Here is a 20,640-nt window from a genome sequence, read left to right as displayed (position 1 = left end):
GCTTCAGACCTCTTCGCCAGTCTCGCCGATATCCCAGTAGAGTCCCGCCATCATCGCCAGCCCCTCGCGGACGATCGAAATCGGCAGATGCTCGTTCGCAGCGTGCTGCAGGCAGCCGGGATAGGAATGCGGGATCCAGATGGTCGGCAGGCCGAGCAGGTCGGAGAAGATGTTGTTCGGCAGCGAACCGCCGAGATTGGGCAGAATGGCCGGCGGTGCGTCCAGCGTCGTTTCGATCGAGGCGGCGACACGTCCCACCCAGGGGTGGTCCGGATCGAGGCGGCTCGCGAGGAAGATCGCGTCGGTCGGATCCTTCACCACGACCCGGTCGTAACCGGCATCCTTCAGCGCCTTTCGGACAGCCGGAACGACCGCATCCGGATCGACGCCGACCGGGAAACGGAGCTGCACGCGGGCGCGGGCCTTCGGCGGAATGGCGTAGAGCGGCTGGGCGAGGTTGCCGCATTCCATCTCCATCACCTCGAAGGAACTCCAGGCGAAGACCTTCTCTTCCGGCGTCAGCCCTGGCTCGCCCCACCAGGGTTCGATAGGCGGGTCATCGGCAGCCGGGGTGATCTTGCAATCCTTCAGCGCGGCACGGACGTTTTCCGGGATCGAGCCGGGCGTCATTTCGCGCACTTTGATTTTACCCGTCCGGTCCACTAGTGCGGCGATGGCGTGGCAGAGCTCGATTCCCGGATTGGAGAGGATGCCGCCCCAATTACCTGAATGCTGGAAGCTTTCCCGCGCATTGATCTCCAGATGAAAGGACATGCCGCCGCGGGCGCCGAGGAAGATGGTCGGCCGGTCGAGGGCAAGCCGCGGGCCGTCGGAAGCGATGAAGACGTCCGCTTTCAGCTCGTCTCTATGGGCGGTGCACATCTCTTCCAATCCCAGAGAGCCGGATTCCTCGCCCATCTCGATCAGGTATTTGAGATTGAAGCCGAGCGAGCCCTTGACCGCCAGCAGCGCCTCGATCGCGGCGAGGTTCACCGCATGCTGGCCCTTGTTGTCGGCAGTTCCGCGGCCGTACCAGGAGCTATTCTTCTCGGTCATCTCGAACGGGGAAAGCCCCTCTTCCCATTGACCCTCGAGTCCTGCAACGACGTCGCCATGGCCGTATTGCAAGACGGTCGTAAAGCTCGGGTCCTCGATACGTTCTGCGAGCAGGAAGGGGCCCGGTGCCAGCTCGTTCTCGTAGATCTTCGTGGTGAAACCGAGCCGTTCGAAGAGGGGCTGCATGTCGTCGGTCACATAGCGCCAGAGGTCCGGCTTGTTGGACGCGACACGGCTGGCGGACGGGATTGCCACCCGCTTGCGAAGCGCCGCCTCGAAGGAGCCGTCATCGAGATAACCCACGGCCTTGTCGATCGTCGCCTGGCGGGAGGGGGCAGTCGTCATCGTGGCATCCTCGGGATTTCAGGCGGTTCTGGCGTCGGCGGTCGGCGAAATCGCCTGCGCGCTCGACAAATCGAGATCGAAATGACAGCGGAACATGCCGCCGGTCCCAGTCGTCTTCTGCGGCGGCGCCATGCTGCGGCAGACATCTTTTGCAAAGGGACAACGCGTGTGGAAACGGCATCCGGAGGGCGGGAAGGCCGGATTGGGCAGTTCGCCAGCGATCGGATGCAGCGTGCGGTCACTGGTATCCATGTCCGGGGCGGCATCGATCAGGAGGCGCGTGTAAGGATGGCGGGGCTTCAGGAACAGCTCTTCCGACGGCGCCTCCTCGACCAGCTCGCCGAGATACATGACGCCGATCCGATCGGCCATGATCCGCACGACCGAGAGATTGTGGGTGATGAACAGGCTGGTCAGCGCCAGGTTCTTCTGCAGGTCGCGCAAAAGGTTGAGGATCTGCGCCTGGACGGACACGTCGAGCGCCGAGGTCGGCTCATCGAGGATCAGGAATTCGGGCTCGCCCGCGAGCGCCCGGGCGATGCAGATGCGCTGGCGCTGGCCGCCGGAAAACTCCTGCGGATATTTTTCCGCATCGGCCGGCGACAGACCGACCTGGATCAGCAGTTCATCGACGCGGGCGCGAATGGCCGCACGGCCCTGGCGCAGTTTATGGACGCGGATCGGTTCGGCAATGATGTCCTCGATCGTCCAGCGGCCGTTCAGCGAGGAATAGGGGTCCTGAAAGATCATCTGCAGGCGCGGCGCCCTGCCGGCTCGATCCTTGCGGAAGGCGATCTCGCCTGAAGTCGGCTCCATGAGGCCGGAGACGAGGCGGGCAAGCGTGGACTTGCCGCAGCCGCTTTCGCCGACAAGGCCCATTGTCTCGCCATGCCGGACGGCGAGGCTGACGTCGCTGACCGCCTTCGTGCCGCCCGCGTGGGTCTTCTTCAGCCGCTCCAGAAGGCTTTGGTTGCGACGATAGACCTTGCTGACATGGTTGAGGACGAGAAAATCCTGTGCGCTCATGCAGGTTCCCTTTCCAACGGGTGGAAACAGGAAAACGCAGCGCTTTCCTTTGTGGTCAGCGGCGGGATGGCCGTGCGGCAGTCGCCTTCCGCCTTGAAGCAGCGCGGATTGAAAGCGCAACCCGGCGGGACAGCCCCAAGCCCCGGCATGGCGCCCGGAATCTGATCGAGCCGCACTTCGCCGTCGGCCGAAGGCATCGGAGTGGCCCGGATCAGGCCGCGCGTATAGGGATGCTTCGGCGCGTTGAAGAGTTCGCCTACGGGGCTGATCTCGGCAACGCGTCCGGCATAGAGCACCGCCACGCGATCCGCCATCTTGGCGATCACGCCGAGATCATGGGTGATCAGCATCATGCTCACCCTGCTCTCGCGATGGAGGTCGCGCATGAGCTGCAGGATATGTGCCTGGACCGAGACATCGAGCGCTGTCGTCGGTTCGTCGGCGATGACCAGCGCCGGGTTGGCGCAGAGCGCCAGAGCGATGACGATGCGCTGCCGCATGCCGCCGGAAAGCTGGTGGGGATAGCGCCTGAACTGCACCTCAGGGTTCGGCAGGCCGACGCGCTCGATCCATTCGAGCGCCTTTTTCTTCGCCCTGTCGCCGCCGATCTTCAGATGCGCCTCGATCGTGTCGCAGAGCTGTCGGCCGACTGATATGACCGGGTTGAGGCTGGTCATCGGGTCCTGGAAGATGAAGCCGATCCTGCCGCCACGGACGCTGCGCATCGCCTTCGGCGAAAGCTGGTCGAGGCGTTCGCCGGCGAGCGTGATCGTGCCACCTGTGCGTTTCAGGGGCGGGACGAGGAGATCGATAATGGCCGCGCCGGTGATCGACTTGCCGGCGCCGGATTCCCCGACGATGCCGAGCACCTCGCCCGGATTGATGAAGAACGAGACCTTGTCGAGCGCGGTGATCAGGTGGCCGTCGCGATTGATGGTGACGGTCAGGTCGCGGACGTCGAGAAGCGGTGTCGTCATGAACGGCCTCTCAGTCGCGGGTTGTAGACATCGCGCAGGTGGTCGCCGAGGATGTTGACCGAAACGACGAAGGCGACGAGCACGAGGCAGGGCCAGACGGATATCCACCATTCGCCGGATTGCAGGAAGTTGTTGCCGTTGCGGATCAGCGTGCCGAGCGACGGTGAGGTGACCGGAATGCCGATGCCTAGGAAGCTCAGCGTCGCCTCGGTGATGATGGCGATGCCGAGATTGATGGTGGCGATGACGAGCACCGGCGCCATGACGTTCGGCAGGATGTGCAGGACGATGATCGAGAGATTGCTGCGGCCGGTGATGCGGGCAGCCGAAACATAATCCTGGTCGCGTTCGATCATGACGGAGGAGCGGATGGTGCGGGCATATTGCACCCAGAAGGCGATGCCGATCGACAGGACCACGATGGTGATGGCGGTTGTGACGCTGCGTTCGGCCCCCAGCGCGGCACGGGCTGCGCCATCGATGATCATGGCGAGCAGCAGCGCCGGGTAGGCGAGCTGGACATCGGCGACGCGCATGATGAAGGCGTCCACCTTGCCGCCGACGAAGCCGGCGATGAGGCCAAGGCCGCCGCCGAGCACAAGGCCGATGACGACCGACAAAAAGCCGACGATGATCGAGGTGCGCATGCCATAGGCCATCGCCGTCAGAAGATTGCGGCCCTGGTCGTCAGTGCCGAGCGGGAAATCCGGCATGCCGTCGGCCATCCACATGGGCGGAATGAAGCTGTCCATCACCGACATGCCGGAGAATTCGAACGGGTTCAGCGATACCCAGGGAGTCACGAAGGCGTAGACGAGCAGCGCGAGAATAACGAAAGCGCAAAAGGTCGGGCCTGGCGCCTTGCGCATCGCGCGGAGGAGTTTCGACAGGCGGCTGCGGCGTACCGTTGGAACGGACGGAGTGTTGACGACAGGCGTCATGATTGCCTCCTCAACACGCGGGCGTCGATCAGCGGATAAAGCAGTTCGACGACGAGATTAATGACCATGAAAACCAGGCCGACGAAGATCAGATAGATGGCGATGACCGGAATGTCGGCTGCCTGGATCGACTGCAGGAAGAGCGAGCCGAGTCCCGGCCAGGCGAAGACGTTTTCCGTTACCACGGAAAAGGCGATGATGTTGCCGAGCTGCAGGCCGAGCATGGTGATGACCGGCAAGAGCGTGTTCCTGATGGCGTAGACATACCAGATGCGCGCTTCCGACAGGCCCCGTGCGCGGGCGAAACGGATATGCTCGCTCTGGCCGACCTCCATGAGCTGCGTGCGCAGCATGCGGATGATGAAGGCGACCTGGAAGGTAGAGAGCGTCGCCGCCGGCAGGATGATCGCCCGCCAGCCGGAGACGGAGAGCAGGCCCGTCGTCCAGAAGCCGAGATCGACGACCGTGCCCCGCCCGAAGGACGGAAGCAGGCCGAGCTGTACGGAAAAGACGGCGATCAGCAGCAGGCCGACGACGAAATTCGGCAGGGTGATGCCGGCCGTCGAGATCAGCATGATGAAGCGGCCGAACAGCGAGTTCGGGTGGACGCCGCAGTAAATGCCCGCCGGCACTCCGACCAGAATGGTGATCAGCAGGCTGACGAAGGCGAGCTCGATCGTCGCCGGCAGGCGTTCGGCAATCAAGTTGGCGACCGGATCCTGCGTGCGGTAGGACATGCCGAAATCGCCCTGCAGGAGATTGCCGAGAAAATGCAGGAAGCGTGTCCCGAGCGGCTGGTCGAGGCCAAGCCTGGCGATCAGTTCCATGCGCTCGTTAACGGTCGCGTCCGCGGAGAGAAGCGCCGCCAGCGGATCGCCGATATTGGCGACCAGCAGGAAGGCGATGAAGCTGATCACGAGCAGGACGATGATCGTCTGAACGATCCGTGACGCGGCATAATTCAGCACTACGAAATCCTCAGCAGCAGGTATCCCCGAGCTGGTCAAGAAAGGCGACGCAGCGTTCGAGCTCGGAAATCGCAACCGACTCGTCCGGCTGGTGCGCGTCGGCGATATCGCCCGGACCGATGACGACCGAAGGGACGCCGGCGATCTGGAAGATGCCCGCTTCCGTGCCATAGGGAACATAGCGAGGTTCCGTGCGGCCGAGAAGCGTCAGGAGCTCCTTGTCGAGCGCCGGGTCGTCGTTCGGTTTCAGGCCGGGAATACGCGCCTGGACATCGAAGACGATGCCGCAGGAGGGATCGATCGCCTTCATGGCCGGCTCCAGCTTCTCGGCCGCAAAACGCTTCATGTGCTCCAGTACGGCGATGTCGCTTTCACCCGGAATGATGCGCATCTCCCAGAAGAATTCGCAGTTTTCCGAGACGATGTTGCCGTGAAGGCCGCCTTTGATGACGTTGACCTGAATGGTCGAATAGGGCGGGTCGAGGCCTTCGAACTGCGGTCCGTTGCGCATGTCCTCGCGGATCTGATTGATCTCGGCGATCATGTCGCCAGCCACCATGACCGCGTTGACGTAACGGTCCGGCTGGGAGGAGTGGCCCGGCTTGCCCTTGATGCGGCACCAGCCGATCAGCCCGCCCTTGTGAGCGGCGATCAGATCCATGCCAGTCGCCTCGCCGATGACGGCGAGACGCGGTTTCAGGTCGCTTTGCCCCACCCATTCCGCCATGCTGCCGACGCCGGTGCAGCCGACTTCCTCGTCATAGGAAAAGGCGAGATGGATCGGCTTCTTGAGGTTCTTTTTCGCAATGCCGGGTGCGGCGGCAAGACAGCAGGCGAGAAACCCCTTCATGTCTGTCGCACCGCGGCCGATCAGCCGCCCGTTCGCTTCCCTGAGCGTCCAGGGATCGCCGGTCCAGGCCTGGCCTTCGGTCGGCACGACGTCCGTATGACCGCTGAAGATGATGCCGCCCGACGCTTCCGGACCGATCGAGACGAGCACATTTGCCTTGTCGCCTTCGGCATTGGGAAAGCGCCGGACACGCGCCCCGAAGGGAGCGGTCTGGTCTTCGACATATTTGATCAGGTCGAGGTTCGAAACTGCGCTGACCGTCGGGAAGGAGACAAGTCCGGCGAGCTGCTTCGTAATGTCCTGCTTAGTGATACCGGGGGCAATGGTCATTACTTCACCGTGAAATAGCGCAGCGGGTAAGCAAGGTCGGCGGGCTGCACGACGGTGACATTGTCCTTCACGCCCCAGAGAATGTTGAGCTGGTGAAGCGGAATGAAGCCGACATCCGCCTTGATGAGCTTGAAGGCCTGCTTGATGAGATCGGTGCGCTTGGCCTGATCGGTTTCCTTGCCGATCGCGTCGATCAGCTTGTCCACTTCGGGGCTGGAGTAACCGCCGATGTTGAAGGCGCCGAGGCCGCTTTTCGGATCGCGGGTGGCGGCGATAGAGGTCAGGAAGATGTGGGCGTCGTAGGTCGCAGGTGAGTAACCCAGCATGGCGAGGCTGGTATTGTATTCCGGCGGATTGACCTGGGTAGCCCAGCGGCTGGTCGCCTGGGCGCGCGGCTCGACCTTGATGTTGATGCGGGCGAGCGAGGCGGCGACCGCAAGGCAGGTCGGCTCGTCGTTCATGAAGCGGTCGTTGGTGCAGTCGAGCGTGACGGAGAAGCCGTTCTCATAACCGGCTTCCTTCATCAGGGCCTTGGCCTTGTCGATATCCGGCTTGACCGGTGCGCCGAGCGTCTCGTCGAAACCGTTGACTTCATGGCCGATCGGCAGGCCGACCGGAACCGAATAATTGCGCATGATGCGCTTCTGGATCGCGCCGGTATCGATCGCCAGTTCCATGGCCTGCCGGACCTTCAGGTCCTTGAAGGGGTTCTTGGTCTTTTCGCTGCCGAAGACCAGGCTGTCGCGGGCGACATCCGGCTGGATATAGATGGTGCGAAGATCGGGGCCTGCCTGCACGCGCAGCCCATCGGCCTTCTCGATCCGCTCCGCGTCCTGCGGCGGCACGCCGTCGATCATGTCCACTTCGCCGGAGATCAGCGCCGAGACGCGTGTCGAAGGATTCGGGATCACGAAGAAGGTGGCGTTGTCGATATTGCCGGTCTTCTTGTCCCACCAGCCCGGATTGGCGGCGAAAACGGTCTTCACGCCCGGATCGCGTTCCTTGATGACGAAGGGACCGGTGCCCATGGCGTTGCGGTTGGCGAAGGTCTCGGTGGCGTTGTTGGCTGAACCCGGCTGGACGGCGCCGTTCGCCTCGGCCCATTCCTTGTCCATGATGAACCAGTTGGTGACCTGGTTCGGCAGGATGGGGTTCACGGCGCGGGTCTTGATACGGACCTTGTAATCGTCGATTTTCTCGATCGAGGCGATCGAATTCAGATTGGCCTTGATGCCGCCGGCCTGGCCGCGCGTTAGAGAGAAGACCACGTCGTCGGCGGTAAAGGGATTGCCGTTCGAGAACTTGACGCCCTGGCGGAGGTTGAATTCCCAGGTGGTGCCATCGATCTGCTTCCAATCGGTCGCAAGCGCCGGTTCCAGCTTCTGGTCGGCACCGCGGCGAACAAGTGGTTCATAGACATTAGCGAGCACGGCGAAAATAAGCGTATTCGAGACTGCATGAGGATCGAGCGTATAGGCGTCGAGCGGGCCTGCGAACTTGAAATCCGCGGCTTCGGCATTGGCGGCCAGCGGAACCGCCATAGCTGCGGCGATCGTGCCCAGCAGCATCTTACGTTTGAATGGGGAAAACGAGAAAGACATCATGCTCTCCTAAGCGCGCCACGGAAAATCTGAATGCGGGCAACGGCCAGATATTTTAAATTTAAAATATCTGCGGAAAGGAAGCTCATAAGGTGCGGACATGCAGCGTTCCCTGTCGTTGCTGAAATGCCTACTTGCGAGGCTTGAGGCAAACAATAGGCGATTTCGGGAAACATGCAAGCATGTTTGATCAAATGAGCGAAACTCTTTTAAGGAAGCAAATATGCAGGCAGCCGTCATCCTCCCGCTCGCGTCGGATGAAGGGGGTATATAAGATATTCAATGAGTTATTTCACAAAAAAGAGCTTGCGGCTCAGTTCCTGGCGAACATTGGTCCGCCCTTGTGGGCGGGAAAGCCGTAGCCGTTGATCATCACAAGGTCGATATCGCCCGGCCGGGCGGCGATGCCTTCGGCGAGCAAAGCCTCGCCTTCCGCCGCCATGGCATCCAGCAGGCGTCGAAGAATTTCGTCTTTGGAGAAAGCGCGCGGCGTGATGCCCTTCCTGACGCGGGCGGCTCCGATGATCGCGGTCACTTCAGGATCGATCGTCCTCTTGCCCTCGGGATAGGCGTACCAGCCGCGGCCGGCTTTCTGGCCGAGGCGGCCTGCCTCGCATAGCTTATCGGCAATCTCGACGTAACGGGCCGAGGGATCGCGGGTGGAGGCCTGCCGCTTGCGGCGCGCCCAGGCGATTTCAAGCCCTGCCATGTCATAGACGGCGAAGAGCCCCATCGGGAAACCGTAGTCTTCCAGTGCGGCATCGATCTCGTGCGGCAGGGCGCCGTCCTCCAGCAGGAATTCCGCCTCGCGGCGATAGGCGGAGAATATCCGGTTGCCGATGAAGCCTTCGGTGACGCCGGTCACGACCGGCAGTTTCCGCAGCTTCCTGGCGACGGCGAGCCCGGTCGCCAATACATCCGGTGCTGTCTCGGCGCAACGCACGACTTCCAGCAGGCGCATCACGTGGGCGGGCGAGAAAAAATGCAGGCCGAGGACCCGTTCCGGGTTGGCGGTCGCGGCGGCGATCTCGTCCGGGTTCAGATAGCTGGTATTGGTCGCCAGCACCGCATCCATCCGGACAACCTTGTCGAGGCGCCGGAAAAGATCGGTCTTGACGGCGAGATCATCGAAAACCGCTTCGATGACAAGGTCGCAGGAAGCGAGATCGGCGTCCGATGCGGTCACCGAGAGCTTGGCTTTCTGGGCTTCGAAACCGGTTTGATCGAGGCGGCCTGATGCGACGCTGCGCTCCAGCAGACCGATAACGCGTTCCCGGCCCTTCTCTGCGGCTTCCGGCGTCTGGTCGAGTCCGATGACCGCGTATCCGGCGCTAAGCGCCGCGACCGCGATGCCGCTTCCCATCAAGCCGAGGCCACAGATGCCGATCGTCGAGACCGGGCAAGCCTCGACGCCTTCCAGGCCCTCGACCTTGGAGGATTCACGTTCGGCGAAGAAGACGTGTCGCAATGCCGCCGCCTCGCGGCTGTCGCGGAGCGCGAGGAACGTGGCGCGCTCGTCTGCCAAGCCCTCCGCGAAGGGACGGGTCGAGGAGGTAACCAGCCGCACGGCTTCGGCCGGTGCCCTCTGGCCGCGCGCCTTGGCGAGGATCTTTGCCGAGGACTTTTCGATTTCGGCCGGATCGGCCGTGGCGACGGTCAATTCACCTGCGCGGCGGAGCGGTTCGCCGACGAGCTTCAGTGCGGCCGAAACGGCGGCTTCCACAAGTGCACCCGGAACGATCTCGTCGACGATGCCAAGCGAGAAGGCCTCTTCGGCCTTCACGGTACGTCCGGAGGCGATGAGATCGAGCGCTGCCGGAATACCGATCAGGCGCGGCAGACGCTGCGTGCCGCCAGCACCCGGCACGATGCCAAGCTTCACCTCCGGCAGACCGACCTGGGCGGCGGCGGAAGCGACGCGATAATGGCAGGCAAGAGCCAATTCCAACCCGCCGCCGAGTGCAGCGCCGTTGAGCGCCGCAACGACCGGCTTCGAGAGCGTTTCGATCTTCTCGATGACGGCGGGCAGTGTCGGTTCGATGGCCGGCTTGCCGAATTCCTTGATATCGGCGCCGCCGATGAAGGTCTTGCCGGCGCCGGTGATGACGACGCCCGTCACATCGGCTGCCGCCTCCGCATGGAAAAGCGCTTTTTCAAGCCCGGCGCGGACATCCGCGGATGTCGCGTTGACCGGGGCGTTGTCGATCGTGACGACCAGGATCCCGTTCCGGGCCGTAGCCGAACTTGGGGCCGAAACCGTTGCGGAAAATGCGGTCGTCTCGCTCATGGTCTTCAATCCGGAATGACGGCGGTTGCCTGAATCTCGATCTTGGCGCGGTCTTCCACCAATGCCACGACCTGAATCGCTGCCATGGCCGGAAAATGCTTGCCCATGACCTCGCGATAGGCCTGGCCAATGCCCTTCAGATTGTCGAGATATTCGGCCTTGTCGGTGAAATACCAGGTCATCGTGGTGACGTGTTCCGGCCTTGCGCCGGCTTCTGCCAGCACGGCTACGACGTTTAAAAGCGTCTGGCGCACCTGGCCAACGAAATCGTCCGTTTCGAACCGGCACTGGGCGTTCCAGCCGATCTGCCCGCCGACGAAGACCTGGCGGCCGGTGGCGGCGACGCCGTTGGCGTAACCGATCGGTTTGGCCCAGCCTTCAGGCTGCAGAATCATGTGCATCTTTCTTCTCCAAATGCTGTGTGAGCGCTGCGCGCATATCGTCCGGCCAATGACAGGCCTTGTGTGTTTCGAGGGAGGTGGCGACCAATCGCTGCTTCGCAGTCCAGAGCAACCGGTCGCCCGCCTTTACCTCGTGTTCGAGGTCAACCGAGCTGTTGCCGATCCGGACGACCCTGACGGTGAAATTCATCATGTCGCCGTGGAAGCCGGGACTTTTGAAGGTCAGATCCAGAGTCACGGTCGGAAGGCCGACTTTCCGTTCATTGATCATTTCCGGCCAGGCAAAGCCGATCGCCCTGAAGAACTCTTCGTAAACCCCGACGAGAACGTTGAGGTAGGAGGGGAAGTAGGCGATGCCGGAAGGGTCGCAATCTCCGAAGTTCAAGCGGCGGGACGTGGTGTAAGCCATGATCGCCTCACGTCTTCAGAAGTTCGCGGGCGATGATGAGCTTCTGCACTTCCGTTGCGCCCTCGTAGATGCGCAGCGCCCGGATTTCCCGATAGAGGCTCTCGGTGATCTCGCCGCTCTTCACGCCGCGGCCGCCGAAAATCTGCACGGCGCGGTCGATGACCGTCTGGGCATTTTCGGTCGCGACCATCTTGGCCATGGCGGCTTCCTTGGTGGTCGGCAGACCCTGCACGTCGCGACGCCAGGCCGCGCGATAGGTGAGCAGCGCGCCGGCATCGATTTGTGCGGCCATGTCCCCGAATGCGGCCTGGGTGAGCTGCAGGTCGGAAAGGTGGTTGCCGAACATCGGCCGCGCCTTGGCATAAACGACCGCTTCGTCTAGCGCGCGTTTGGCAAAGCCCAGGGCCGCGGCTGCAACGGAAGCGCGGAAGATGTCGAGCGTCCGCATCGCGATCTTGAAGCCTTCGCCGGGGCTGCCAAGCAGGCGCGAGGCGGGGATGCGGCAATTCTCGAAGCGGATCGTCGCCAGCGGATGCGGGGCGATCACGTCGATCCGTTCGGCGATCAAGAAGCCCGGATCGTCGGCGAAGATCACAAAGGCGGAAATACCGCGCGTGCCGGGTGCCTCGCCGGTGCGGACGAAAACTGTATAAACGTCCGCGATGCCGCCGTTTGAAATCCAGGTCTTTTCGCCTTCGAGAACATAGTGGTCGCCGTCCTTACGCGCGGCGCAGGCCATGGCTGCGACATCCGAGCCGGCTTCCTTCTCGGACAGAGCGAATGCCGAAATCCATTCGCCGGACTGCGCCTTCGGCAGCACCGTGCGGCGCAGTTCCTCCGATCCGGACAAGCCTATCGCGCCGGTGCCGAGGCCCTGCATAGCGAAAGCGAAGTCGGCGAGCCCGTCATGCCAGGCGAGCGCTTCGCGGGTCAGGCAGGCGGCGCGGGAATCGATCGGTTCCTTGCCGCCGGCGCCGGTGGCGGCGTCCAGCAGGCCGGCTTTTCCAAGCGCCTTGACGATCGAGCGGCAGGCGCCGTCCGTATCCGAATGGTCGATGGCCGACAGCGCGCCCGAGGCCGCGAAGGCGTCGAGCTTATCGGCCAGCGCCTTATGGCTCTCGTCGAAAAACGGCCAGTCGAGGAAATCCCGACTCGGACCTTTGAGGGTCGTGGGCGTCGCCATCAGTTGCCCTCGAAGACCGGCTTGCGTTTCTCGGCGAAGGCTTCGAAGGCGCGGCGGAAATCCTTGGTCGCCATGCAGACTGCCTGGGCCTGGGCTTCGGATTCGATCATTTCGTCGATGCCCATGGCCCATTCCTGGTTCAGCATGGTCTTGGTCATCGTATGCGCAAACCACGGACCGTCGGCCAGCGAATGGGCGAGCTTGATCGCCTCAGCCTCGACCTCCTCGGCCGTATGCAGGGCGTTGTAGAAGCCCCAGGCCTGCCCCTCCTCGGCGCTCATGGAACGGCCGGTGAAGAGCAGTTCGGCGGCGCGGCCCTGGCCGATGATGCGAGGCAGTATCCCGCAGGCGCCCATGTCCGCACCGGCCAAGCCGACACGGGTGAAGAGAAACGCGGTCTTGGCTGCCGGTGTCGCCAGCCGCATGTCGGAGGCCATGGCGAGGATCGCGCCGGCGCCGACGCAGATGCCATCGACGGCGGCCACGATCGGCTGTGGGCATTTCCGCATCGCCTTGACGAGATCGCCCGTCATGCGCGTGAAGGCAAGAAGGTCCGGCATCGCCATATGGGTCAGCGGCTCGATGATTTCGAAGACGTCACCGCCGGAGGAGAAATTACCGCCTGCGCCGGTCAGAACGACAGCGCGGATATCGGACGCATAAACGAGATCGCGGAAGAGATCGCGCAGTTCCGCATAGCTTTCGAAGGTCAGCGGGTTCTTGCGCTCCGGCCGGTTCAGGCGGATTGTCGCGACACGGCCGTTTTCACTCACTTCCCAGAGGAAATGCCTGGGCCGGTAATCGCGAAAGCTGCGTCTCATTTCTCTCATCACGTCGCTCATGCTCATTTCCTCCCGTCGCCGGCCGGCCGCCTTGTCAGGTGGCCGTGACGCATCTTCCGTGTATTAGTCGTTGGCCGAGGGTGGCAGGAAATCCACCTCGTGCGCAGCGGAAACCTTCACGATTTCCTCCACGTCGGTCATGTCGCTCAGCTCCCCGAAAAGCTCCGGAAGCTTGCGGGCCGGCGAGACCCAGAAGAGCGCCCGGCACGGCTTGTCGGATTTGTTGAAATAGCCGTGAGGAACGCCGCGCGGCATGCGGACCAGATCTCCGGCCTTTGCCTTGACCCATTGGCCATCAAGCTTCAGATCGAGTTCGCCTTCCTGCACAAGGATGAACTCGTCCTGGGTCGGGTGGATATGCACCGGCACGAACTGTCCCGGCAGGCTGTTCGTCTCAAAGGCGAAGGTGTCGTCGCAGACCGCCTTCGGAAAATAGACCTGACCCAGGATGTTCCAGGTGGTGCCGTTATATCCGCTACCGTTCTTGGTAACGCCCTTTTCCAGTTCCATCTTGCGTCTCCCAGCTTTCGTTCCGTGATTCATGCCCGGCCAACTAGCCTGTCATGACTTCTCCCCCGGCAACTGCGATTGCCTGCCCGTTGATCGATGCCGCTCCGGGCGATGCCAGCCACAGAACCGTGTCCGCGACTTCCTCCGGCTTCACCAGCCGTCCTTGCGGATTGCTCCTGGTGAATTCCTTCAACGTCTCTTCGGACGTGCGGCCGGTCTTCGCAACGATCGTCTCGATCGAGCGGGCGATCAGCGGCGTATCGGTGAAGCCCGGGCAGACGGCATTGACGGTGATGCCTGTTTTCGCCAGTTCGAGTGCCAGCGACCGGGTGAGGCCGACGACGCCGTGTTTGGCGGCGACATAGGCCGAGACATAGGCATAGCCCGTCAGTCCGGCCGTGGAGGCGATGTTGATGATGCGGGCACCCGCGCCATAGGACTTGAGATCGGGCAGCACGGCCTGGGTCACCAGGAAGACACCGGTGAGGTCCACGGAGATCACCCGGTTCCACATGTCAGGCGAGGTCTTTTCAAAGGGCGCGCTCGGGCCTTCTCCGGCATTGTTCACCAGGATGTCGACCGGGCTGAACGCAGCGCGCGCCGTCTTCAAGCCGTTGTCGATGGCGATCTCGTCGGTCACGTCGAAGCCATCCGCAACGCAGACCCTGTCGGTTCCAAGCGTCTTCGCCAGCGCCTCCAAAGGCCCGGCCCGGCGGCCGGCCAATGTCACGCGCGCCCCGGCCTCGACCAGCGCCGTTGCGATCGCCGCGCCGATGCCTGAGCCCGCGCCGGTGACAAGGGCATGGCGATTGGCAAGCCTGGCCGAAGTCGCTTCGCTCATGACGCCTTCCTTACTTCGCCACTGCCGGCCCGGGTGCGGGTGCGGCAGTGGCTGCCGCGGCTCGGGCGAGGTTTGTCTCGTATTGCGACTTGCCGGAATAATACTGCTTCGGCCACGGAATGTTCGTCAGGCCGATCTTTGCGGCTTCGTGCAGCACCCAGGCGGGATCGGCGAGATGCGGACGGGCGACGGCGCAGAGATCGGCGCGGCCGGCGGCGATGATCGAATTGGCATGATCGGCTTCCGAAATCGCGCCGACGGCAATCGTCGGAATGCCGATCTCGTTACGGATCTTGTCGGAAAAGGGCGTCTGGAAGAGGCGGCCATAGACCGGCTTTTCTTCCTTCCACACCTGGCCGGACGAGCAATCGATCAGGTCTGCGCCGGCCTCCTTGAACATCCCGGCAAAGAGTGCGGCGTCTTCCGGCGTGTTGCCGCCCTCGAACCAGTCGTGGCAGGAAAGGCGCACCGAGATCGGCTTGTCCTCCGGCCAGACCTTGCGGATCGCCTTGAAGACTTCGAGTGGATAACGGGCGCGGTTCTCGTGGCTGCCGCCGTATTCGTCGGCGCGGATATTGGTCAGCGGCGAGAGGAAGCTCGACAGCAGATAGCCGTGGGCGCAGTGCAGCTCCAGCCAGTCGGCACCGGCTTCCGCGGCGTATTTCGCGGCGCGTACGTGATCGGCCTTCACCCGGTCCATGTCGGTGCGGTCCATCGCCTTCGGCACCTGACTGTTTTTGAGATAGGGGATCGCGGAAGCCGAGATCAGCGGCCAGCCGCTTTCCTCCAAGGGCTGGTCGATCCCTTCCCAGGCGACCTTGGTGCTGCCCTTGCGGCCGGCATGGCCGAGCTGGATGCCCACCTTGGCGGCGGAATTGTCATGCACGAAATCGACGAAGCGTTTCCAGCGCGCCGCCTGCTCGTCGTTCCAGAGGCCAAGGCAACCGGGGGTGATGCGTGCATCCGGCGAGACGCAGGTCATTTCCGCAAAGACGAGGCCGGCGCCGCCGAGTGCGCGGGAGCCGAGATGGACGAGATGGAAATCGTCCATCAGCCCGTCCTTGGCGGAATACATCGCCATGGGCGACATGACGATGCGGTTCGGCAGATGGGTTTCGCGCAGCGAATAGGGCGTGAACATGGGCGGCAGGGTGCGGCCTTTGCCGCTAACATCAAGGCCGTTCTTCTTGGCGAACCAGCGTTCGTAACCCTCAAGCCATTTCGGATCGCGCAGGCGCAGGTTCTCGTGGCTGATACGCTGCGAGCGGGTCAGCATGGAATACATGAACTGCTCCGGCTCCAGCGTATCGGCATAACGCTGGCCGACCACCTCGAACCACTCCATCGCGTTGCGGGCCGCGTTCTGAATGCGGGCGACGTCGACGCGGCGGATTTCCTCATAAGTTTCGAGGACTGCCGGAATCTTGTCTTTCGTATGCCCCAGCTTGTTGAACTGGTTTGTGAGTTCGATCGCGTCGTCGATCGCGAGCTTGGTGCCGGAACCGATCGCAAAATGTGCGGTATGGGCGGCGTCGCCCATCAGGACCACATGAGAATTGCCGTTGAAATGGCTCCATTTGCCGCAGATCAGCCGGTTGAAGTTCAGCCAGGCGCTCCCACGCAGATGCCGCGCATTGGTCATCAGCTCGGCACCTTCCAGCACTTCCGAGAAGAGGTTCTGGCAGAAGTCGATCGAGCCCTGCTGGTCCATCTCGCCGAGGCCGTGCTTTTCATAGGCTTCTTCGGTCGTCTCGACGATGAAGGTCGAGGTCTTGTCGTCGAACTTGTAGATATGCGCCTGGAACCAGCCGTGCTCCGTCTTGCGGAAATCGAAGGTGAAGGCGTCGAAGAGCTTGTTGGTGCCGAGCCAGATATAGCGGTTCGGGCGGACGACGAGATCCGGTTCGAAAACGTCCGGATAGCGGTTGCGGACCTTCGAATTGAAGCCGTCGGAGGCGATGATCAGGTCGGCATCCGGATAATCCGTGTCGCCGTTGGCCTCCGTCTCGAAGACCAGTTCGACGCCAAGTGCTTCGCATCGGCGTTGCAGGATGTTCAGAAGCTTCTTGCGGCCGATGCCGACGAAGCCATGCCCGGACGTGCGCTGGCGCGTACCCTTGAAGAGCAGCTCGATATCGTCCCAATGGTTGAAGGCATCCTCGATTTCGGCCGCACTTTCCGGGTCCCAGGCCCGCATGGAGACCATCGTCGCGTCCGAGAAAACCACGCCCCAGCCGAACGTGTCATAGGGCCGGTTGCGCTCGACCACCGAGATCGAATGCTCGGGATGAAACTTCTTCATCAGGAGCGCGAAATAAAGACCCGCGGGACCACCACCGATACAGACGATGCGCATATCCTAGTCCTCCTGACGTTCTATCATTCATTATTTTAAGTTTAAACTATATGGCGTTTGATCAAAGCGTCAAGCGGATAATTCCCTCGACATGGCTTTTATCGGACCGCCTCTTCACGCTTCGCTTTTTCGCTCCAGCCAGCCCGGATCGTATTCGGGCAGCGGGATGGCGTCGAGAAGCGCGCGGGTGTAAGCGGCGGAAGGCCTTGCGAAAACCTGCTCGCAAGGACCTTCCTCGACGATCTTTCCGAGCCGCAGTACATAGACATAGTCGCAGACGGCGCGGATGACAGAGAGATCATGGCTGATGAATGCCATGGCAAGCCCGAGCTCGCGTGTAAGGTCCTTCAGCAGTCTCAGCACCTGCGCTTGAGTGGAGACGTCGAGCCCGGAGACGATCTCGTCGGCCAGCACGAAATCCGGCCGCATCAGCGCGGCACGGGCAATGCCGATACGCTGGCGCTGACCGCCGGAAAGCTCATGCGGGTAGCGGTCGAGGCAGGCGATGGGCAGGGAGACGCGTTCGAGGACGGATCTTACTCGCTCCAGCGCCGAAGCCGTATCGCTCGCCAACTCGTGCAGCAGGAGCGGACCGGTGAGGATGCGGCGGATCGTATGGCGCGGATTGAGCGAGGCCATCGGGTCCTGAAAGATCATCTGCATGCGCCGGCGCAACGGCCGCATCTCGCCTTCCGGGATGTGGGTTATGTCCTTGCCGTCGAAGATGATATTGCCGGCGGAGACATCGACGAGGCGCAGCAGAGCACGTCCGAGTGTCGTCTTTCCAGAACCGGATTCGCCGACGATGCCGACGGTCCGGCCTCGGCCGATGCGAATATCGATGCCGCGCAGGACCGGGGTCGCGGGCGTGACGCCGAACAGGCCGGCACGCTTGCCATAGGTGACTTCGATACCGGTGGCGGTGAGAAGGTTGCTCTCCATCAGCTGATCCCGATCTCCCGGCGAAGTTCGTGGAAGACGGCTTCCGGCACGGGCTCCAGTCCGGCATCCGGCCGGTCGTAACGTGGCCCGGCGGCGATCAGCGCCCTGGTGTAATTGTGCTGCGGGCTTCCGAGCACGGTGCGTACAGGCCCTTCCTCGACGACTTTGCCGGCATAGAGGAGCGTGACGCTGTCACAGATCTGCGCAACAATGCCGAGGTCGTGGGTGACGAACAGCACACCGGTGCCATGGGTTTCCTGCATGCGGCGGATAAGGCGGAGGATTTCCTTCTGCACGGTCACGTCGAGCGCAGTCGTCGGCTCGTCGGCGACGACCAATTCCGGCTCGATGGCGAAGGCCGCGGCGATCAGCACACGCTGTCGCATGCCGCCGGAGAGTTCGTGCGGGAAGCTCCTCATCACCCGATCCGGATCGCGGATCTGCACGTCGGCGAGCAGTTGCAGCGCGCGAGCTTCGGCTTGCTTGGCCGACATGCCGCGCTTCAGCCTCAGGCCGTCTGCGAGCTGTGCCCCGATCGGGCGGGCGGGATTGAGCGCCGTCTGCGGGTCCTGCGGGATAAGCGCGATTTCCGATCCCATGATGCCGCGAAGTTCCGGCGGCTTCATTGCCAGCAGATCGCGGCCCTTGAAATCGATCCGGCCGCCGGTGACGCGCACCGTGCGCGGCAGGATGCCGAGGATCGCCTTGGCGATGGTCGATTTGCCGGCGCCGCTTTCGCCGACGAGACCGCGCACTTCGCCTTGTTCCAGCGTCAAACCGACATCGCGCAGCACGGGCATGCCGCCTTCGCGATCGGAGACGGCGGAAAGACCGGTCACGGTGAGCAGGGTTTTCGTCATCGCCTGAGCACCGGATCGAGCGCCCGGCGCAGGCCGCTGCCGAGCTGGTTGAAGGCGAGGACCGTGGCGAAGAGCAGGCCAAGCGGCGCGACGAGCAACCACCAGGCATGATGGATGAGCTGGCGCCCTTGCGCGATCATGCCGCCCCAGGTCGGCGTGTCTGAGGACACCGACAGGCCGACAAAGGAAAGGATCGCCTCGACCACGACGGCGATACCCATTTCGAGACTGACCAGCGCGATCAGCACCGGCACGACGTTCGGAAAGATTTCCCGCGTCAGGATTTTTATGCGCGGGAAGCCGACCGTGCGGGCGGCGGTCACGTAGTCGAGCTGCGCCTGGGCTAATGTTTCGGCGCGCACCACGCGACAGAAGCGGGTCCAGTCGATGATAACGATCGCGGCTATGACGGAATGCACACCGGAGCCGAAGACCGCGACGAGCAGAATCGACAGAAGAACGGGCGGGAAGGCCATCCAGATGTCAACGATCCGCGAAATGATCCGGTCCGTCCAACCGCCATACCAGCCGGCGAGCAGGCCAAGCACGGTGCCGATCAGCGCTGCGAGGCTTGCAGAAACGAAGGCTACGAACAGTGCGATCCTGCTGCCGTGAAGCAGGCGGGAGAGCACGTCGCGGCCAAGGTCGTCGGTGCCGAGATAGTAACCGGGTTCCGCGCCGTCGAGCCATACCGGCGGCAGAGAGCCGAGCATGAGATCCTGCTCCAGCGGGTCCTTCGGCGCAATCCAGGGCGCGAACACTGCGATGACGATGAGGAGCAGGATAAAGCTGCCGCCGAGTAGCACTTTCGGCTCCGTGAGTAGGCTTCTCGATCGCGACGGTGCGGGACGAGGCTTTGTTGTCTGGACGGCGATGGTGACGGGTTCAGCCATGGCGTAGCCTGGGATTAAGCGCCACGGCGAGAAGATCGACGGCGAGATTGATGACGATGAAGATCGCCCCGAAGATCAGCACGAGGCCCTGGATCAGCGGCAGATCGCGGTTGATGACCGCATCGATCGCCATGTTGCCGATACCGGGATAGGCGAAGATGCGTTCGACGATGACCGTACCGCCCACAAGGAAGGTGAATTGCACGCCGGTCAGCGACAGCGCCGGCCCTACGGCATTGCGGAGCGCCTCCTGCAGCACGAGCCGGGTTTCCGACATGCCTTTCAGCCGCGCCAGCAAAACGTAGTCCTGCACCATTGCCTCCAGCAGCGTTTCCTTGAGGATGCGGGTGACGACGGTGGCGAGCGGTAGAGCGAGCGCCAGCACGGGCATGACCATATGGGCCGAGACATCGAGGAAGACATTGAAGCGCAGGCGCACCAGGCTTTCGAGCAGGTAAAATGAGGTTAGGAAATCGATCGACAGTGTCGGGTCGATGCGGCCGGAGAGCGGAAAGACTGGAATGAAGACGCCGAGCACGAGGACAAGCGCCAGCGCCCAGACGAAATCCGGCACCGCAAGCAGCACGCCGTTCGTCGCGTCGATTGCAGGCTCCAGCGGCGTGCGGCGGAAGAGCGTGCCGATGACCGCCACCGCGCCGCCGACAGCCAGGGCGACGATGAGGGCGGCGAAGGCGAGTTCGAGTGTGGCGGGGAGGCGTCCAAGCAGCAGTTCCAGAACATCACGACGAAGCGAGATCGACGTGCCGAAATCGCCGACCAGCGCTGCCTGAAGCCACACTCCGAATTGCGCCGGCAAGCTCAGGTCGAGGCCGTATTTGGCGCGCAGGGCGGCGATGTCGCCAGGACTCGCGCCCGGCGCGATCATCATGGCGACCGGATCGCCCGGTACGACGCGAAGGAGCACGAAGACGATCACGGCAACGCCGAACAGCGTCACCGCCGCCATGATCAGTCTGTTGAGGATGGATACGGCGATCATCTGCATTCCTGGATTTAGTGCC

At 62.8% G+C, this 20,640-nt stretch carries 19 protein-coding genes; all 19 read right to left on the bottom strand.

The genetic code is table 11. From position 1 onward, the window contains the following. Positions 1–3: 3 nt before the first annotated feature. Positions 4–1,401 carry a M20 family metallopeptidase gene (locus ACMGE0_RS10890; protein WP_436815860.1) on the bottom strand — a complete coding sequence of 466 codons (1,398 nt, stop codon included), beginning with the start codon at positions 1,399–1,401 and terminating at the stop codon, positions 4–6. Positions 1,402–1,419: 18 nt separating this feature from the next. Continuing rightward, complete coding sequence (locus ACMGE0_RS10885; protein WP_436815859.1) at positions 1,420–2,427, bottom strand: ABC transporter ATP-binding protein; 1,008 nt, start codon at positions 2,425–2,427, stop codon at positions 1,420–1,422. Further along, the gene (locus tag ACMGE0_RS10880; protein ID WP_436815858.1) at positions 2,424–3,404 is read right to left on the bottom strand and encodes an ABC transporter ATP-binding protein; all 981 of its coding nucleotides are present in this window, start codon (positions 3,402–3,404) and stop codon (positions 2,424–2,426) included. The genes ACMGE0_RS10885 and ACMGE0_RS10880 overlap by 4 nt, the downstream gene beginning before the upstream one ends. Further along, complete coding sequence (locus ACMGE0_RS10875; RefSeq protein WP_436815857.1) at positions 3,401–4,345, bottom strand: ABC transporter permease; 945 nt, start codon at positions 4,343–4,345, stop codon at positions 3,401–3,403. Before ACMGE0_RS10875 ends, ACMGE0_RS10880 begins: the two co-directional genes overlap by 4 nt. After that, positions 4,342–5,313 carry an ABC transporter permease gene (locus ACMGE0_RS10870; protein WP_436815856.1) on the bottom strand — a complete coding sequence of 324 codons (972 nt, stop codon included), beginning with the start codon at positions 5,311–5,313 and terminating at the stop codon, positions 4,342–4,344. Before ACMGE0_RS10870 ends, ACMGE0_RS10875 begins: the two co-directional genes overlap by 4 nt. Before the next feature lie 10 nt (positions 5,314–5,323). Continuing rightward, positions 5,324–6,493, bottom strand: coding sequence for an acetylornithine deacetylase (argE, locus tag ACMGE0_RS10865; RefSeq protein WP_436815855.1), 1,170 nt, complete (start codon positions 6,491–6,493; stop codon positions 5,324–5,326). Next, positions 6,493–8,094: an ABC transporter substrate-binding protein gene (locus ACMGE0_RS10860; RefSeq protein WP_436815854.1), complete on the bottom strand. Its 1,602-nt coding sequence runs from the start codon at positions 8,092–8,094 to the stop codon at positions 6,493–6,495. The genes argE and ACMGE0_RS10860 overlap by 1 nt, the downstream gene beginning before the upstream one ends. 313 nt (positions 8,095–8,407) lie before the next feature. Then, the gene (locus ACMGE0_RS10855; protein ID WP_436815853.1) at positions 8,408–10,381 is read right to left on the bottom strand and encodes a 3-hydroxyacyl-CoA dehydrogenase NAD-binding domain-containing protein; all 1,974 of its coding nucleotides are present in this window, start codon (positions 10,379–10,381) and stop codon (positions 8,408–8,410) included. Between the two features lie 5 nt (positions 10,382–10,386). Then, positions 10,387–10,782 (bottom strand): RidA family protein, encoded by a 396-nt coding sequence (locus ACMGE0_RS10850; protein WP_436815852.1) that lies wholly within the window; start codon positions 10,780–10,782, stop codon positions 10,387–10,389. After that, positions 10,760–11,191 carry an acyl-CoA thioesterase gene (locus ACMGE0_RS10845; protein WP_436815851.1) on the bottom strand — a complete coding sequence of 144 codons (432 nt, stop codon included), beginning with the start codon at positions 11,189–11,191 and terminating at the stop codon, positions 10,760–10,762. Before ACMGE0_RS10845 ends, ACMGE0_RS10850 begins: the two co-directional genes overlap by 23 nt. A 7-nt stretch (positions 11,192–11,198) precedes the next feature. Continuing rightward, entirely contained in the window at positions 11,199–12,374 is a 1,176-nt protein-coding gene (locus tag ACMGE0_RS10840; protein ID WP_436815850.1) for an acyl-CoA dehydrogenase family protein, read from the bottom strand. Continuing rightward, on the bottom strand, positions 12,374–13,222 hold the full coding sequence (locus ACMGE0_RS10835) for an enoyl-CoA hydratase family protein (protein WP_436815849.1): 849 nt from the start codon (positions 13,220–13,222) through the stop codon (positions 12,374–12,376). Before ACMGE0_RS10835 ends, ACMGE0_RS10840 begins: the two co-directional genes overlap by 1 nt. A gap of 57 nt (positions 13,223–13,279) precedes the next feature. Continuing rightward, positions 13,280–13,726: a cupin domain-containing protein gene (locus ACMGE0_RS10830; RefSeq protein WP_436815848.1), complete on the bottom strand. Its 447-nt coding sequence runs from the start codon at positions 13,724–13,726 to the stop codon at positions 13,280–13,282. Between the two features lie 43 nt (positions 13,727–13,769). Continuing rightward, positions 13,770–14,567: an SDR family NAD(P)-dependent oxidoreductase gene (locus tag ACMGE0_RS10825; protein ID WP_436815847.1), complete on the bottom strand. Its 798-nt coding sequence runs from the start codon at positions 14,565–14,567 to the stop codon at positions 13,770–13,772. Between the two features lie 10 nt (positions 14,568–14,577). After that, positions 14,578–16,923, bottom strand: a complete 2,346-nt coding sequence (locus ACMGE0_RS10820; protein ID WP_436815846.1) for a bifunctional salicylyl-CoA 5-hydroxylase/oxidoreductase — start codon at positions 16,921–16,923, stop codon at positions 14,578–14,580. Between the two features lie 114 nt (positions 16,924–17,037). Further along, the gene (locus ACMGE0_RS10815) at positions 17,038–17,865 is read right to left on the bottom strand and encodes an ATP-binding cassette domain-containing protein (protein WP_436815845.1); all 828 of its coding nucleotides are present in this window, start codon (positions 17,863–17,865) and stop codon (positions 17,038–17,040) included. Beyond that, entirely contained in the window at positions 17,865–18,725 is an 861-nt protein-coding gene (locus ACMGE0_RS10810; RefSeq protein WP_436815844.1) for an ABC transporter ATP-binding protein, read from the bottom strand. The genes ACMGE0_RS10815 and ACMGE0_RS10810 overlap by 1 nt, the downstream gene beginning before the upstream one ends. Further along, a complete protein-coding gene (locus tag ACMGE0_RS10805) occupies positions 18,722–19,618 on the bottom strand; it encodes an ABC transporter permease (protein ID WP_436815843.1) in 897 nt (298 codons plus the stop codon). The genes ACMGE0_RS10810 and ACMGE0_RS10805 overlap by 4 nt, the downstream gene beginning before the upstream one ends. Then, complete coding sequence (locus ACMGE0_RS10800) at positions 19,611–20,618, bottom strand: ABC transporter permease (RefSeq protein WP_436815842.1); 1,008 nt, start codon at positions 20,616–20,618, stop codon at positions 19,611–19,613. The genes ACMGE0_RS10805 and ACMGE0_RS10800 overlap by 8 nt, the downstream gene beginning before the upstream one ends. Positions 20,619–20,640 lie beyond the last annotated feature (22 nt).

This window comes from Neorhizobium descurainiae (assembly GCF_051400715.1).
Taxonomy (GTDB): domain Bacteria; phylum Pseudomonadota; class Alphaproteobacteria; order Rhizobiales; family Rhizobiaceae; genus Neorhizobium.
This window is presented reverse-complemented; position numbering and strand designations above follow the sequence as displayed.